Raw genomic sequence first — 13,868 nt, 5'->3', positions numbered from 1 at the left:
GAGCCATCTAAAATGGTATCTTTATTTCCGCCGTGCTGTACTAGTCTACTATCCGTCGATGCAAAGCAGGCATCTTGTGGTTTGGGTCTTCACCTTTTCTTCATTCCCTAGTAAAACTTATACAATAGGTAATTTCGTAATCAAGTAGGTAAACACTGTGGCACAGGCTTCGTCTTCTTGGCAGCAATTGATCAACCAGATCCCCAACTGGAACTGGTCGCATCCATTGTTCAAGACAAAAGGAGCTACAAAGCAGCAAACATTTAAGCGTTTCTCTGGGCCTGGAGGCTTTCTTGGGTTCCTGACAATCGTTGTTGCTATGTTGTTGTGGAACTGGATGCTGCTATTGGCTCTCTTAATGGGCATTGGGGTAATGGTATTGGTTTACTCAATGCAGAAGTGGGACTGGCAATTGCACTGGTCTAAGATACGTAAATTCTTAAACAGTTCAAATCGTCGATTAGTCTTAGCGGTCATTAGTGGTGGTCTTGCTACTGTCAGCACTTATATGGCCGCTGCAATTTGGGTTGACTCTCACAGTTCCTGGATTGCAGCCGGTGCTATTATCCAAGGCGTGGGAACCCTGTTAACTTTGATTTTATTAGTCTGGCAAATTGTCAACTTCTATGAAAATCGAGAAGAAGACTACCTTGATCGGTTGTTGGTCAACTTAACAGACAAAGATCCATTGAAACGGTTGATTGCCTTACGTCAACTAACTAAATTCATCAGCCGTCAGCGAGTTGATTCTTCAGTACAGCAAGAAATTGCTGAATGCTTGCAACTCTTACTCAGTCGAGAGGAAGAAGTTGCAATCCGAGAGGCAGCTTTTAAGAGTTTACAAGCTTGCGATCGCCTCCAGCCGGTCGGAGGCCATCGCCTACAAGTGCTACCCCCTAAAACAGCAGCACCTTTTGTACCCATATCAGCAAAAGTCAAGCATCACGTTTATTAGTTATTTGTCATTTGTCCTTTGTCCTTTGCAAATGACTAATGACAAATAACTATTTTCGAGACAACTGTCCATTAATAACTTGCACTACCGGATGATTGCACCGCCGTACCAATTGTTCATCATGGGTGGTAACAATTACCGTAGCTCCAAAGGAATTTAACTTCTGGAGAATCTGGATTACTTGCCAGGAATTATCAGGATCGAGATTCCCAGTAGGCTCGTCTGCTAACAGTAGTGGTGGTGTACCAACGATCGCACGAGCAATACTCACCCGTTGTTGCTCTCCCCCAGATAGTTGATCTGGGAAGCAATCAGCTTTACTCAGCAAACCTACCAGCTTTAAAGTTGGTTCTAAACGTCGTTGAATTTCTTTACGGGTATACCCTTGAGCTTGCAGCACAAAAGTCACATTTTCTGCTACTGTTCGTTGGCTAATCAGTTTGTAGTCTTGAAACACAATGCCAATCCGTCGCCGAAATAATGACAAGCGATCGCCCCGTAAACCCGCTATATTACACTCATCAACAATTACTTCTCCCTGTGTAGGCAACTCCTGGCCATACAACAGTTTCAAGAGCGTTGATTTACCAGAACCACTTGGCCCAGTGATAAACAGAAATTCTCCCTTTTTTACCTCAAGGTTCGCATTCAATAAGGCGTGAGTGCCGTTAGCATAAGTCTTGCTTACAGATTGCAATGTCACCTTTGCAGTAGTATTACTACCATGCTGTTGAGTTGCAGAGTCCTCTCTCTGAACGGATTTATCTGTTTTAACTTGAGTTGTTAATACTGGCATTGTTAAATTTTCCTCATAACCACAACTAAACAATTTGCCGACTTAGATGTGACATTGCCTATCAAAATAAGGATTCCCAGGTTTTGCTTGGGAATTTAAAATTCAACAAAGAAAATTTAAAATTTTTTGAAGACTTCAGTATTAACTAAGTAACAACACGGACTAAACGCCCCGCTACTGCTAGCAAAACTCTTAACCAAGTAAGTTTGTAGAAAGAAACAAAGTTATGTTAAGCAAAGTTCTTACTAATGACCAATGACCAATGACAAAGGACAAATGACAGTCCTTGCCACTTAGCTTTAATTGCGCCAACCGACTTAACTAATTGCATCTTTCGCTGTCAAACGATAAATAAAAGCCTTTACAGCAAAAGCTGGCAAAGCCAACATTCGCCGCCAACGCCAAGGTTCTTGATACAGCCGATACAACCATTCCAAATTATTATTTGCTAACCAGGCGGGAGCGCGGGTTTTAGTTCCCGACCAAATATCAAAACTACCACCAACGCCAATCCAAATTGCTTGAGGACACAAATGGCGGTTTTCGGCAATCCATAACTCTTGACGTGGCACTCCCAAACCGACAAAAATCACTTGTGGCTGCAATTGAGCAAGAGTTTGTTGCAATTGCGCTTCTTCTTCTGGGGAATGGTAGCCTGAGTGAGTGCCTACTATATTCAAGTCTGGAATTTGCTGCTGCCAAAAATCTGCCGCAGTTGAGGCCACCCCAGGCGCTGCTCCATAAAAAAACACCTTTGCCCCTGTCTTCTGTTGTCCAAGTTCTTGCAAAAGTTTTTCTGCTAATTCAATTCCCGGAAAACGCTGAACTTTTTGCCATAATAATAACCGTAAATACAGAACAACCCCGGCTCCATCTGGAATAACTAGTTCAGCATTTTTAATTATCTGAGCGAGTAATTCATTCTGCTCTGCCTGCATAGTCATTTCTGCATTGAGCGTTACTACATGAATCCCTCTGCCTTGTTCTAGGCTTTCTAACAACCAGCCTGGATAGTTAGCCATCACATGAACTGGTATTCCCAATACTGAAAATGCTTGATTGCCTTTAGACATAGCCTATTCTTGAGTAACCCTCACGCCAGATTTACTTGAATGTTAAGTTTATCAAATTTTTTTATATTAGAACTTAGGCATAGAAAGCTTGACATACTGCCCATTTTAAAAATTGGCTCTACAAGCCTGCGATTTTGAAAGTGGGGATTTCTCAGAGCGCTTGTACTTGGGCTGGATCAGTGCAAACTTTATTGTGAAAGTGTAATATTAACCCAGTATAAAAAAGCTCAACTCGCAACTCTGGTTCCGGGAACAGAAGCTCCTACTATACTGCTTACAGTTAGTGTGGGAGTATGTCACGAAACTCGACTTTATGGTTAAGGTAGTGTAACGGGCTGAAGTTGGCTATGAGTAAAATTCGTATTGCTTTAATTGAAGATCATGACCTCACTCGCGTGGGTATTCGGACAGCGCTCATCCAAAAGGATGAAATTGAAGTTGTAGGTGAAGCTGCCAATGCTGCCGAGGGGTTAAAAATGTTAAAAATGGTACAACCTGATATTGCGATCGTAGATATTGGTTTACCAGATAAAGATGGTATTGAACTAACACGGGAGGTAAAATCTACTGCAAATGGGCAGCAGCTAGCCACAAAAGTGTTAATTTTGACGCTGCGGGATAACAAAGAAGCTGTGTTGGCGGCTTTTGCTGCTGGTGCAGACTCTTACTGTATGAAAGATATCAAATTTGATAATTTGCTGGAAGCAGTGAGAGTAACTTACAATGGCAACGCCTGGATCGATCCAGCGATCGCTCGAATTGTATTACAACAAGCACAACAAAATCCTCAAAAGTTGGAATCGGCTTTTGTAGATGCTAAGACTATTGCCTCTAACCCTGATTATGTCGAGAATCTGGAAGGAATTCAACCTTACACCCTGACAGAAAGGGAATTAGAAGTGCTACAGTTGATTGTCGAAGGTTGTAGTAATGCACTAATTGCGGAAAGACTTTACATCACTGTTGGGACTGTTAAAACTCACGTTCGCAATATTTTGAATAAGCTATGTGCCGATGACCGTACCCAAGCAGCAGTCCGCGCCCTGCGTTCTGGTTTAGTTGGGTAAAGGTAATTTTGATGTGGAGCAATTGAAAACGATCAAGGGAAACTCATAACTTTGAGAAAGTGATATTTTCAAAGTGAATGGCTTCTCTGATTTTCTGTGATTTATTATGTGGGATAAACATCACACTATATCGCCATTCAAACATCTCAAAAGTAAAGTCAAATATGGCTGAGACAGGGGTCGAAAAACTTAAGCTCATGGTGGTAGATGATGAGCCAGACAACCTAGATTTACTCTACCGCACTTTTAGACGAGATTTTCAAGTATATAAAGCCAATCATGCCTTTGGCGCTCTGGAAATCTTGGATCAATTTGGCGAAATGGCGGTGATTATTTCTGACCAAAGAATGCCAGAAATGAATGGAACCGAATTTTTTAGTCGGACAGTAGAGCGCTTTCCTGACACGATCCGGATTTTGTTAACTGGTTTTACTGATGTCGAAGATTTAGTGGATGCCATTAACTCCGGTCAGGTATTCAAGTATATTACCAAACCGTGGAATCCAGATAAACTCAGGGCATTAGTTGAGCAAGCGACTGATACATATCGTGTAGTCAAGAAGCGCACCCAAGAGTTGCGTCGGGCCCTACGGCGAGAATCTTTGTTTAATGCCGTAACAACCGCAATTCGTGAGTCTTTAGACTACGACAGTATGCTGCAAAAAATTGTCGCAACCATTGGACAAACATTTGACGCTAGCAGTTGCTTGCTCAGACCAGTAGAAGGCGATCGCCTGATACAAGATGAGTTTTCATACTACGATCCTAAATCCAATGCATTAGATTGCTTCTTCGACCCCAGTATTTTAATTGAAAAAGTGCTGGAAACTCGTCATTATCAACTTACTCAAGAAATATACGAGGGCAACCCCTGTCACCATTTGGTTGTACCACTTAGCTACCAGCAGCATTTGTTGGCTGTGCTGGCCCTCCACCAATGGGGACGCGATCGCCCTTGGCAAGACGAAGACATCCAACTAATTGCAGGTGTTGCCGAACAAGCAGCCTTAGCTCTCTCTCAAGCAAAACTTTACCAGCGTCTCCAAGAAAAGCAACAGCAGATTCATAATGAGTTGGAGGTGGCTCGGCAAATTCAATACAATTTGCTACGCCAAAGTTTACCTGATATCAAGGGTGTAAAAGTGCAAGCCTGCTGCTACCCGGCGCGGGAAGTAGGAGGCGATTTCTTTGAAGTGTTTGTTCATCCCAAAGGGGACTTGTGGTTAGCAGTAGGTGATGTCTCTGGTAAGGGTGTCCCAGCTGCTTTATTTATGGCTAGTATTATTTCAGTTTTACGCCGGGAATTATCTCAAGAAACACCAGCCGAGCCGAATGTGGTTATGCAAAACCTCAATCATGCTCTGAGTGAAGATTTAATTAGCAACAATTATTTCATTACTCTTGTGTTAGCCTGTTATACCACTAGTACTAAGGAACTCGTCTACACGAATGCCGGTCATATTTATCCACTGTTATGGTCACGCCAAGACGCTTTAGGCGACAATCCTAATTACCTGAAAGTCCGCAGTGTTCCTTTGGGAATCTTACCCAAGTGGCAGGCACAGTCTGGTCGTTTGGTTCTCGCTACTGGAGACACATTGTTACTCGCCAGTGATGGTATTACAGAAGCAACGATCTCAAATGATTCTGATTTAACAGTAAAAAACGGGTCTAGTGCTGAGGCAGTGAACCGTTCTATGCTGAACCAAGATGGTCTTTGGCAACTGTTACAACAAGAAGAACAACCACTTTCTCTCAACCATTTACTAGCTCGCATCCAGGCAGATAACCACATTCAAGAAGACGATCAAACTATACTTTCACTGGAGATTTTATAAGTGATGAAAAGTGAGCTTCATGTACCAAGTGACTTGAATTTTCTGAATATTGTCGAAAACTGGTTGCTGGGATGTTTGAAAATTCAGCTAGGAGAATCCGTGGATTGGTCACGGCAATCAAGTCGTTTGAGACTGGCTTTGGTGGAAGCCTACTCAAATGCAGTCCGTCATGCCCACAAGGACAAACCAAATTTACCAATTTTACTGCGTTTGGAAGTGAAAGACCGGGATCTGGCCTTAGAAGTTTGGGACTACGGCGAAGGCTTTGATATGTCTAACTACTACGCTCCCAACCCTTTGGAAAAACAAGAAGGTGGTTATGGTTGGCTGATTATGAATCGTCTGATGGATAAAGTAGACTATGAGTTGCAGATTGATGGTGCAAACTGTCTCAAGTTACAAGCTACTTTACCCGAATTAGTCAAATAGACAAAAGTTATTTATAGGAATTTTTGATGCCTAGATTTTGTTTTGGGTAATATCAAACATTTCCTCAACAATTATACTTATTTACTACTTTTCACGACGTAAAGAAAGTAACTCTTGGGGAGAAGCTAAAAGTTTGATTCTAGTATAGAAAATTTGCCGTTGTTGGTTGAGGATAAATAGCCACAAGACATTCACACTACACCAGGAAGTTTGGGCTTTGCCTGCTACCTGAATTTGAATCTCACCGGTTTCTAAAGTCTCGGCGATTGCCGTGTTTGGGTAAGCTTTAACGTTTTGGCCTTCTTGTTTTAAGTAGGCTGCGATCGCATCTGTCCCCACAATATCAGATTCAAAGGGTGGACGCATCACACCATCTGCCACAAATAAGGCAGCAGTTGCCTCAAATTCTCCGGCATTTAAGGTTTGAAAATAACGCAGTACGCTTGTTTCTGTAATTCCCTCAATCTGGAATTCTTCTTTCAACTGCGCTGGGGATATAAATTCAGCAGAAGTCATAAAATTCTCTGTATTATGCTAACTGAATATTCATTTCAATACAAAAACCGCTCAAAAGAAAGCTGCTTTTGAGATAGATTGCTACATATTGCTAAATCTTCCTCACGATGGAAGTTGAGATGTTGCAATGGAATGTCTCTACATTGGTGTTGCAAAAATTGCAGGAGGCAGAAGGCAGGAGGAATACTACCCTCTTGCCTTCTTCCTTTCTCGATAAAATTGATACGTAGGAAAAGTAACAAATATTCATTAAAGGTATTGACTAGGTAATGTATAATTTATTTGCCTTTATTTAGGCAAAATCCAAATAAAAAAATGAGTCAGTATTCTGTAACAAGCAGTAGTGTGGTGAAAGAAAAAGCCAGCGAGTTGGGCTTTCACAAAGTTGGAATTGCTGCTGTAGATAGCATAGATGCCACAGAAGCGCAGAGGTTACAAGCATGGATTGAACTGGGTTATCACGCCGATATGGAATGGATGGCTAACCCAAAACGTCAAAATATCCGCTTAGTGATGCCAGAAGCGCGATCGCTAGTGTGTGTGGCGCTAAATTACTACACACCACATCAACGTCCCGTTCGCGGAGCGTCTCCGTCAGGAGAAGGCGAGGAATATGCCAAAATTTCCCGTTATGGTTGGGGAAGGGATTATCACAAGGTAATGCATAAAAAACTCAAGCAGCTATCTACATGGCTGGAATCACTAGATGAAAGTGTAAGAGTTCGTTATTATGCAGACACTGGCCCAGTACAAGATAAAGTATTGGCTCAACTTGCCGGAATTGGTTGGATTGCCAAGAATGGTAATGTGATTACACGAGAATATGGCTCTTGGGTATTTTTGGGAGAAGTGTTGACCAATTTGGAGCTAGAGAGCGATCGCCCGCATACAGAACACTGCGGTAGCTGTACTCGTTGTCTTCAAGCTTGTCCTACAGGTGCAATTACTCAGCCTTTTGTTGTGGATGCTAATCGCTGCATCGCTTATCATACGATTGAAAATCGGGACGAAAAACTGCCAGAGGCGATCGCACCTCATTTACAAGGCTGGGTTGCTGGTTGCGATATTTGCCAAGACGTTTGTCCTTGGAATCAACGTTTTGCCCAAGCAACTGATATTGCAGAGTTTCAGCCTTATCCTGGGAATATTGCTCCCAAACTGCTAGAATTAGCCCAAATCTCAGACCAGGAGTGGGATAAACGATTTCCAGCATCTGCCTTGCGGCGGATTAAGCCAGAAATGTTACGACGCAACGCCCTAGCTAATCTTGACGCATCCAGGCAAATAATGACCCCGAAAGTAATTATTTTTGATTTTGATGGCACAATTGCTGATACAGTAGATGCCCTTGTAAGTATTGCCAATCGTCTAGCTGTAGACTTTGGTTATAGACACATCAGCCCAGAGCAATTAGCCCTCCTTAAAAACTTAACATCTAGGGAAATTATTAAGTACTCAGGAGTTTCTCTATTTAAAATACCTTTTTTAGTTAAAAAAGTTAAAGGGGAATTAAAAGACAAAATTCCCGAATTAAAACCAATTCCGGGAATTAAAGAAGCATTAATAGAACTGCAAAATCAAGGATATAAACTGGGTATTATCACTTCTAATTCTAAAGATAACGTTACCCAATTTCTCACAATCAATGATTTAAATCATCTGTTTGATTTCATCTACTCAGGAATTACAATTTTTGGCAAAACAACCATAATCAATAATGTATTGAGGCAAAAGCAACTCAAACCCCAAGAAGTTATTTATGTCGGTGATGAAACCAGAGATATAGAAGCATCAAAGAAAGCAAATATCCAAGTAATCGCAGTAGCTTGGGGCTTTAATTCATCGGAAGTATTAGCTAAACAAAATCCAGATTATTTGATTCACCAACCTAGCGAACTGCTAGAAGTGATGAATGGTTATTAATTATATACACATCTCCATAAATTAAATATGCGTTATCCATAACCATTGTAGAGACATAGCTATGCTACGTCTCTACATTTTTTCACCAGATGTCTAAATATTGGATTAGCAAAAATTACTTTTTCGGTTGACCCTTTTCCAAAGCTTTTTGTACTAGTTCATCACTGACATTAGTCACACCTTCAGTTCTAGAATTCCCAACTTCCTTTGCTAACTCTGCATAATCGTCAGGATTACCAGTTGACTGCGCTTCAATTTTTGTCTCTTCTGGCTTAGAGGTTTGATATTTAGGTGCTGTGGCTGCTTCGGCTGCTGCTGCACCTTCACCAGTACGATCAACTTCACTCACGCTAAATTGTTGTGCAGCTGCATAGTCAGCATCAAAATCAACTTTTGGCGCTTTTTCTTCACCACTAGCGATGTTTTCGGCAGCTAATTGAGCATCATGGGTGGGAGCTTCATTAACATTGGGCTTTACTTCATCAGGCATAATTAAAATCCTTAAGTTAAATTTTTTATTGCTTACTTGAAAAAGCATAACAAGGTAATTAGCTATTTTCATGCTCCCTGGGGAGAGACTTTACGTCTATTAAAAGATAGATTAAAGCTGAAATTTGCAATTAACATAAATCTTTCTCTCGATAGTAGAAGCTGATGCTCAAACTTTGGTAAGCCTTAGTTTAGCGTGTAAAATTTCTTTGGAAATAAAATTATGACTGCAAGTTACGATAAAACTATTTCTCAAGCTCAGAGCAATGAAACTCAAAAATTGGTGGATGCGTTTAACAATTTAGATACCGATGCAAAATTAGCTTGGTTCTATTTGGTTTATAAAAAAATGGGTGATTCTATTACGCCAGCTGTTCCTGCTGCTGCTGAACCAGAATTATCACCACTTCTGCTAGGAGACTTTTTTGAATTATCAGATGAGCAACAACTAGATATTATGCGGGATATTGTTAACCGCAAAGATACAGAATATTCCCGTGCTTATGGGGCGATAAAAGAAAACAACCAGCTGTTAGTTTGGTATGCTTGGGCGGTAGCTATGGGGAATCAAGTAGTTGACTTACCAGGTAGCTACGAGCCAAGTAAGGCAATTAACGATCTGGTTTCCCAGATTGAAAAACTAGATTTTGACGAGCAAATTTCGGTGTTTCGGACAATAGCTGGTGAAGTGGGTTACACCGATGTTAAGCCGATCGCAACGCAAGCAGAAACTGGAAAAACGTCGAGTTTGTAATCGGGACTGGCAGCTAGAAGTCTCGGCTACACTAACAAAGTCCGCTTCCTCCTACGCTGTGCCAAGCTACGAGTAGCGTTTCGTTGGACAACCTCTCTTAGAGAAGGAAAGCGGACTTTAATAACTTATGAGACAGCCAACTGACTCAAGTCGCTTGGGGTGAGGTTAGAGTGTACCACTTGACCATCGCGGAACCAAACGATACGCTGGGTTTGACGGGCAACTTCTGGCTCATGTGTCACCATGACAACGGTGATTCCACTGGCATTGAGTTCGCTAAAGATATCCAAGACTTCTTGGGTTGTGCGCGAATCAAGTGCGCCTGTGGGTTCATCGGCTAGGAGTACTACAGGACGATTGACAATGGCTCGTGCGATCGCTACTCTTTGTTGTTGCCCCCCAGATAGTTGAGTTGGTTTGTTGTTGAGGCGATTTGCTAAACCGACTCGCGTCAATGCAATTGTGGCGCGATCGCTTCTTTCTTTTGGATTCACACCAGCATACAGCATTGGCAGTATCACATTTTCTAATGCTGTTAGTTGGGGCAATAGGTGGAATTGTTGAAACACAAACCCCAGTTTTTTATTACGGATGTGCGCCAATGAGCGATCATCCATTTGGGCTACATCAAGATTATCTAAGTAATAATGTCCGGTTGTCGGACGGTCTAAACAACCGATAATATTCATGGCTGTGGATTTACCAGAACCTGAAGGGCCCATGATTGCACAATATTCGCCCTGTTCCACAATTAGGTTGACATCATTCAGCGCTCGTACCTCTGTTTCGCCACTACCATAAATCTTGAAAATGTTTTCTAGTCGAATGATTGCTGGTTTCGGTAGAGGATTAGGAACCAGGGAATCGTTAATTGAAATAGTGTTTGTCATAAAGATTATAGGTAATCTTGGGCTGGTAAGTTACTTTTTTCCCAGTTGTAACTATAGTAACCATCCTCACAAGGTAAATTGTCGGGAAGGAATTAGCGATCGCTACAATAGTAAATATCCTTTCAAAACAATTTAGTTTACCCCAATTAAACTTTGAGGAATTTAACCCCAAATATTCATCTAATTTCTTCCAAATCCCTTAGAAACTGAGCGCTTTTTTAAACTCTCAGAATTTTTACCAGCAAACATCCATTGCAAATGCTGTGGTAACAGTTTGGCTAAATCATAACGCTTTAAAATTGTCTCTCGCGCATTGGCACGAATTTTTTTCATCTCTTGAGGATGATTCAGCGCCTCTTCAACCCGATTAGCAATATCCTGGGGAGAAAAGAAATCTACCAACAATCCATTCACCCCATCGTGGATGACCTCCAATACTGGCGGAGTCTTAGAAGCGATTAGTAAACATCCTGCTGCCATTACTTCTAACATTGACCAGGATAAAACAAAAGGACGGGTTAAATAAATATGAGCAGAAGAAGCTTGTAAAACCTGAAGATACTCATTGTAAGGTAGTCTATCTGTAAAGTGCAGCCTCGATAAATCTAAAGATGATTTTAATTTTTCTAGCATTAACTGTTTATAAGTTTGACCATCGGGGAGATTCTTCCCATAAGCCACCCTATCTTCTCCCACAACTACTACATGACAGTTAGGTCTTCGCTGTTGAATTAGTGCCACCGTTTCCATAAACTGTGGAAATCCTCTATAAGGTTCCATTCCCCGTCCCACATAAGTTACCAACTCTTCGACATGGGAAAGGTCAAGATTTATTCTTGGTAAAATTAACTTTACGTCTGGCTTGGGGACAAAATAATTGGTATCAATACCATCATGAAGTACAGTGATTTTGCTATGATATTCTTTGGGAAACTGGTGACGCTGCCAATTAGTGGGAGAAAGACCGCGATCGCAGCTATATAAATCAGTCAAAATCGGTGCATTTTTCACGCGGATACGGCATTCATCATCAGCATTCAATGGTTCATTGCGATCAAAATCTGCATCCGAACCGTGAGCGTGATAAAACCACTCGAAATAACACAATAATTCTGCTTTGGGAAAAACATCTTTCATAAATAAAGTCGGGCCCCAACCAGAATGACCATAAACTATATCTGGAAAGAAACCCTCAGCTTTTAATTTTTCGGACACGCGATAGACAGCCTGCGCGGTGAGAACAGCATTTTCTAGGTTGCGAACGTAATGGTGAGTTTGGGAAGCAGCTTCCCGAGAAGGAGTGTAAATAGCTTTAAAAACGCCAGGTATTTCCCCTTCACGACGATTTGTTCCAAAGACGACTTTGCAATTAGGATCTTTACCTAAAACTGTCGCTAGGTTGCGAAATTGTGAGGGAAAATTGGGATGTAAAAATAATATTTTCATTGGAATAATCTTGATTAATTTATTGCCAGATAAAATAAATTAAGACAAGCTATTTCAGATTATAAGATTATTTCTCACAATTTTTAGCAAGTAAATTTAGGTAAATGGTAGCCTGAAAATGCGAAAATAATCGCAAATTCATGTTATGACAATGAAATTTATTGGCATTGATTTAGGCTGGCGATCGCAACCAAGTGGACTATGCTGTTTAGAATGGATAGATGAACAACTGCAATTACTCGATTTAGACCGCAAAGAAGCCATTGCAGACATCTTCACCTGGATCGATCGCAGCGTCCAACCAGACGAACCAGCCATCATCGCCGTAGATGCACCTACCCTCATACCCAACGCCACCGGAAGCCGCCTCCCCGACAAACTCAGCCACAAGTACTTTGGCAAATATCATGCAGGCTGCTACCCAGCTAATCAAAACCTACCCTTCGCCGATCGCACCATCAACTTTGGTTTAGAATTAGAATCACGTGGTTTTGCCCACGCACCTACCATTGAACCGCAAAAACTTAGCAGATATCAAATAGAAGTCTTCCCTCACCCAGCAATCGTTAACCTATTCAACTTAGAACGCATCCTCAAATACAAAAAAGGAAGACTCGCTGAGCGCCGCTTAGAACTAATCAAACTCCAAAATTATCTTCTCGATATCCTCCCCTCCCTTTCTCCACCTCTGCGCTCTCTGCGCCTCTGCGGTTCGTTTCCTCTAGAAATTCCCACCACAGGCGCAACCCTCAAAGCAACCGAAGATAAACTAGATAGCTTAATTTGCGCCTATGTTGCCGCATACTGGTGGTATTGGGGAGAACAACGCAACTTAGTATTAGGCGATCGCACCACTGGCTACATTATCATCCCTCAAAGAATATTAGTTTAAAATTAGCTTTGTTTCTTAGGATGGGCAACAAGGAAAAATCTCGTCTCATTCTTCCATGACCATGTTATAAGGAAAGGAACAGGTTTTAGCATTGAGACTGCTACAGTTGACGAGTCATTTAGCTAAAATCAGGTTTCATATCTTTGCAATCTAGTAAGATTTAACTCAAGGAGTTTTTATGCAAGGAGTTAGTTCTAATTCGAGTTTGAAACAACTTTATGAAATTGACGAGCATCTCTGGTTAGAGGAAACAATCAAACTCTTGAAAGCTAACCATTTAGAAGAATTAGATTTAGAAAATTTAATTGAGGAGCTAGAAAATTTGGGTCGTAGAGACAAAGCCAAGGTTGCTATAGCGGTTATTAGTCTAGTTCAGTACACTAGAAGAGAGCAATTCTACTGATAATTGGTGGCGATGAAAGCTTACTCTCTCGACTTGCGCCAGAAAATTGTTGATGTTTATGCCTGCGGTGACATTTCCCAACGAAAACTGGCTAAAAACTTTGGAGTCACCTTAAGTTTTGTGCAAAATTTACTCAAACGCCATCGAGAATTGGGCACGATAGTCCCCAAGGTGCGGATTGAGCAGACACCAACAAAGTTGAATGCCGAACAGCTCGAAATTCTGCGCCAGCTCGTCACAGCACAGCCCGATGCGACGTTAAGCGAATTGCGGGAACGACTTTACGAGAAAACAGAGGTCTTAATTGGGGTAGCCACGGTGAATCGGATGGTTCGTTGGAAACTTCACCTAAACCTCAAAAAAAAGTCTCCACCCCACCAAAAAAGGCAGTGATGAA

Annotated in this window: 15 protein-coding genes and 1 pseudogene; 10 read left to right on the top strand and 6 right to left on the bottom strand. The window is 41.5% G+C overall.

Annotated features, from left to right (window positions below):
• Positions 1 to 157: 157 nt before the first annotated feature.
• Positions 158 to 955 (top strand): armadillo-type fold-containing protein, encoded by a 798-nt coding sequence (locus FD724_RS14340; protein WP_179073079.1) that lies wholly within the window; start codon positions 158 to 160, stop codon positions 953 to 955.
• Between the two features lie 49 nt (positions 956 to 1,004).
• Here the strand turns inward: FD724_RS14340 and ftsE are convergent, their stop codons facing one another.
• On the bottom strand, positions 1,005 to 1,751 hold the full coding sequence (gene ftsE, locus FD724_RS14335; RefSeq protein ID WP_179073078.1) for a cell division ATP-binding protein FtsE: 747 nt from the start codon (positions 1,749 to 1,751) through the stop codon (positions 1,005 to 1,007).
• A gap of 317 nt (positions 1,752 to 2,068) precedes the next feature.
• Positions 2,069 to 2,824, bottom strand: coding sequence for a WecB/TagA/CpsF family glycosyltransferase (locus tag FD724_RS14330; RefSeq protein WP_179073077.1), 756 nt, complete (start codon positions 2,822 to 2,824; stop codon positions 2,069 to 2,071).
• Positions 2,825 to 3,171: 347 nt separating this feature from the next.
• Here FD724_RS14330 and FD724_RS14325 point away from each other — a divergent pair, with 347 nt between their 5' ends.
• From FD724_RS14325 to FD724_RS14315, 3 genes are all read left to right on the top strand, one after another.
• Entirely contained in the window at positions 3,172 to 3,891 is a 720-nt protein-coding gene (locus FD724_RS14325) for a response regulator transcription factor (RefSeq protein ID WP_012411421.1), read from the top strand.
• Positions 3,892 to 4,055: 164 nt separating this feature from the next.
• Positions 4,056 to 5,729: a SpoIIE family protein phosphatase gene (locus FD724_RS14320; RefSeq protein WP_179073076.1), complete on the top strand. Its 1,674-nt coding sequence runs from the start codon at positions 4,056 to 4,058 to the stop codon at positions 5,727 to 5,729.
• A gap of 3 nt (positions 5,730 to 5,732) precedes the next feature.
• Positions 5,733 to 6,158: an anti-sigma regulatory factor gene (locus FD724_RS14315; RefSeq protein WP_012411419.1), complete on the top strand. Its 426-nt coding sequence runs from the start codon at positions 5,733 to 5,735 to the stop codon at positions 6,156 to 6,158.
• Between the two features lie 84 nt (positions 6,159 to 6,242).
• Here the strand turns inward: FD724_RS14315 and FD724_RS14310 are convergent, their stop codons facing one another.
• Complete coding sequence (locus FD724_RS14310) at positions 6,243 to 6,674, bottom strand: ketosteroid isomerase family protein (protein WP_179073075.1); 432 nt, start codon at positions 6,672 to 6,674, stop codon at positions 6,243 to 6,245.
• A gap of 315 nt (positions 6,675 to 6,989) precedes the next feature.
• On the opposite strand from FD724_RS14310, the pseudogene queG reads away from it, so the two are divergent.
• Positions 6,990 to 7,987: pseudogene (queG, locus tag FD724_RS40885) on the top strand (tRNA epoxyqueuosine(34) reductase QueG).
• Entirely contained in the window at positions 7,962 to 8,597 is a 636-nt protein-coding gene (locus FD724_RS40880; protein ID WP_228058295.1) for an HAD-IA family hydrolase, read from the top strand. The pseudogene queG and the gene FD724_RS40880 overlap by 26 nt, the downstream one beginning before the upstream one ends.
• Positions 8,598 to 8,712: 115 nt before the next feature.
• On the opposite strand, the gene FD724_RS14300 is transcribed toward FD724_RS40880, so the two are convergent.
• Entirely contained in the window at positions 8,713 to 9,087 is a 375-nt protein-coding gene (locus tag FD724_RS14300) for a hypothetical protein (protein ID WP_114083544.1), read from the bottom strand.
• 222 nt (positions 9,088 to 9,309) lie between these two features.
• On the opposite strand from FD724_RS14300, the gene FD724_RS14295 reads away from it, so the two are divergent.
• On the top strand, positions 9,310 to 9,840 hold the full coding sequence (locus FD724_RS14295) for an orange carotenoid protein N-terminal domain-containing protein (RefSeq protein ID WP_012411415.1): 531 nt from the start codon (positions 9,310 to 9,312) through the stop codon (positions 9,838 to 9,840).
• 125 nt (positions 9,841 to 9,965) lie between these two features.
• Here the strand turns inward: FD724_RS14295 and FD724_RS14290 are convergent, their stop codons facing one another.
• On the bottom strand, positions 9,966 to 10,730 hold the full coding sequence (locus tag FD724_RS14290; protein WP_199346372.1) for an ABC transporter ATP-binding protein: 765 nt from the start codon (positions 10,728 to 10,730) through the stop codon (positions 9,966 to 9,968).
• Between the two features lie 180 nt (positions 10,731 to 10,910).
• Positions 10,911 to 12,176, bottom strand: a complete 1,266-nt coding sequence (locus tag FD724_RS14285) for a glycosyltransferase family 4 protein (protein WP_179073073.1) — start codon at positions 12,174 to 12,176, stop codon at positions 10,911 to 10,913.
• 151 nt (positions 12,177 to 12,327) lie between these two features.
• On the opposite strand from FD724_RS14285, the gene FD724_RS14280 reads away from it, so the two are divergent.
• The 3 genes from FD724_RS14280 to FD724_RS40875 all read left to right on the top strand — a co-directional run bounded on the left by FD724_RS14280 (position 12,328) and on the right by FD724_RS40875 (position 13,864).
• Complete coding sequence (locus tag FD724_RS14280; RefSeq protein ID WP_179075515.1) at positions 12,328 to 13,068, top strand: DUF429 domain-containing protein; 741 nt, start codon at positions 12,328 to 12,330, stop codon at positions 13,066 to 13,068.
• 178 nt (positions 13,069 to 13,246) lie between these two features.
• On the top strand, positions 13,247 to 13,471 hold the full coding sequence (locus FD724_RS14275; RefSeq protein WP_256874560.1) for a DUF29 family protein: 225 nt from the start codon (positions 13,247 to 13,249) through the stop codon (positions 13,469 to 13,471).
• Positions 13,472 to 13,483: 12 nt separating this feature from the next.
• A complete protein-coding gene (locus FD724_RS40875) occupies positions 13,484 to 13,864 on the top strand; it encodes a transposase (RefSeq protein ID WP_256874500.1) in 381 nt (126 codons plus the stop codon).
• Positions 13,865 to 13,868: the final 4 nt, after the last annotated feature.

The sequence above is a fragment of the Nostoc sp. C057 genome (assembly GCF_013393925.1).
GTDB lineage: Bacteria > Cyanobacteriota > Cyanobacteriia > Cyanobacteriales > Nostocaceae > Nostoc > Nostoc muscorum_A.
This window is presented reverse-complemented; position numbering and strand designations above follow the sequence as displayed.

Excerpts from the sequence above, each read along its gene's own strand:
- ftsE (WP_179073078.1), bottom strand. The coding sequence starts at position 1,751 with ATGCCAGTATTAACAACTCAAGTTAAAACAGATAAATCCGTTCAGAGA.
- FD724_RS14330 (WP_179073077.1), bottom strand. The coding sequence starts at position 2,824 with ATGTCTAAAGGCAATCAAGCATTTTCAGTATTGGGAATACCAGTTCAT.
- FD724_RS14325 (WP_012411421.1), top strand. The coding sequence starts at position 3,172 with ATGAGTAAAATTCGTATTGCTTTAATTGAAGATCATGACCTCACTCGC.
- FD724_RS14320 (WP_179073076.1), top strand. The coding sequence starts at position 4,056 with ATGGCTGAGACAGGGGTCGAAAAACTTAAGCTCATGGTGGTAGATGAT.
- FD724_RS14315 (WP_012411419.1), top strand. The coding sequence starts at position 5,733 with ATGAAAAGTGAGCTTCATGTACCAAGTGACTTGAATTTTCTGAATATT.
- FD724_RS14310 (WP_179073075.1), bottom strand. The coding sequence starts at position 6,674 with ATGACTTCTGCTGAATTTATATCCCCAGCGCAGTTGAAAGAAGAATTC.
- FD724_RS40880 (WP_228058295.1), top strand. The coding sequence starts at position 7,962 with ATGACCCCGAAAGTAATTATTTTTGATTTTGATGGCACAATTGCTGAT.
- FD724_RS14300 (WP_114083544.1), bottom strand. The coding sequence starts at position 9,087 with ATGCCTGATGAAGTAAAGCCCAATGTTAATGAAGCTCCCACCCATGAT.
- FD724_RS14295 (WP_012411415.1), top strand. The coding sequence starts at position 9,310 with ATGACTGCAAGTTACGATAAAACTATTTCTCAAGCTCAGAGCAATGAA.
- FD724_RS14290 (WP_199346372.1), bottom strand. The coding sequence starts at position 10,730 with ATGACAAACACTATTTCAATTAACGATTCCCTGGTTCCTAATCCTCTA.
- FD724_RS14285 (WP_179073073.1), bottom strand. The coding sequence starts at position 12,176 with ATGAAAATATTATTTTTACATCCCAATTTTCCCTCACAATTTCGCAAC.
- FD724_RS14280 (WP_179075515.1), top strand. The coding sequence starts at position 12,328 with ATGAAATTTATTGGCATTGATTTAGGCTGGCGATCGCAACCAAGTGGA.
- FD724_RS14275 (WP_256874560.1), top strand. The coding sequence starts at position 13,247 with ATGCAAGGAGTTAGTTCTAATTCGAGTTTGAAACAACTTTATGAAATT.
- FD724_RS40875 (WP_256874500.1), top strand. The coding sequence starts at position 13,484 with ATGAAAGCTTACTCTCTCGACTTGCGCCAGAAAATTGTTGATGTTTAT.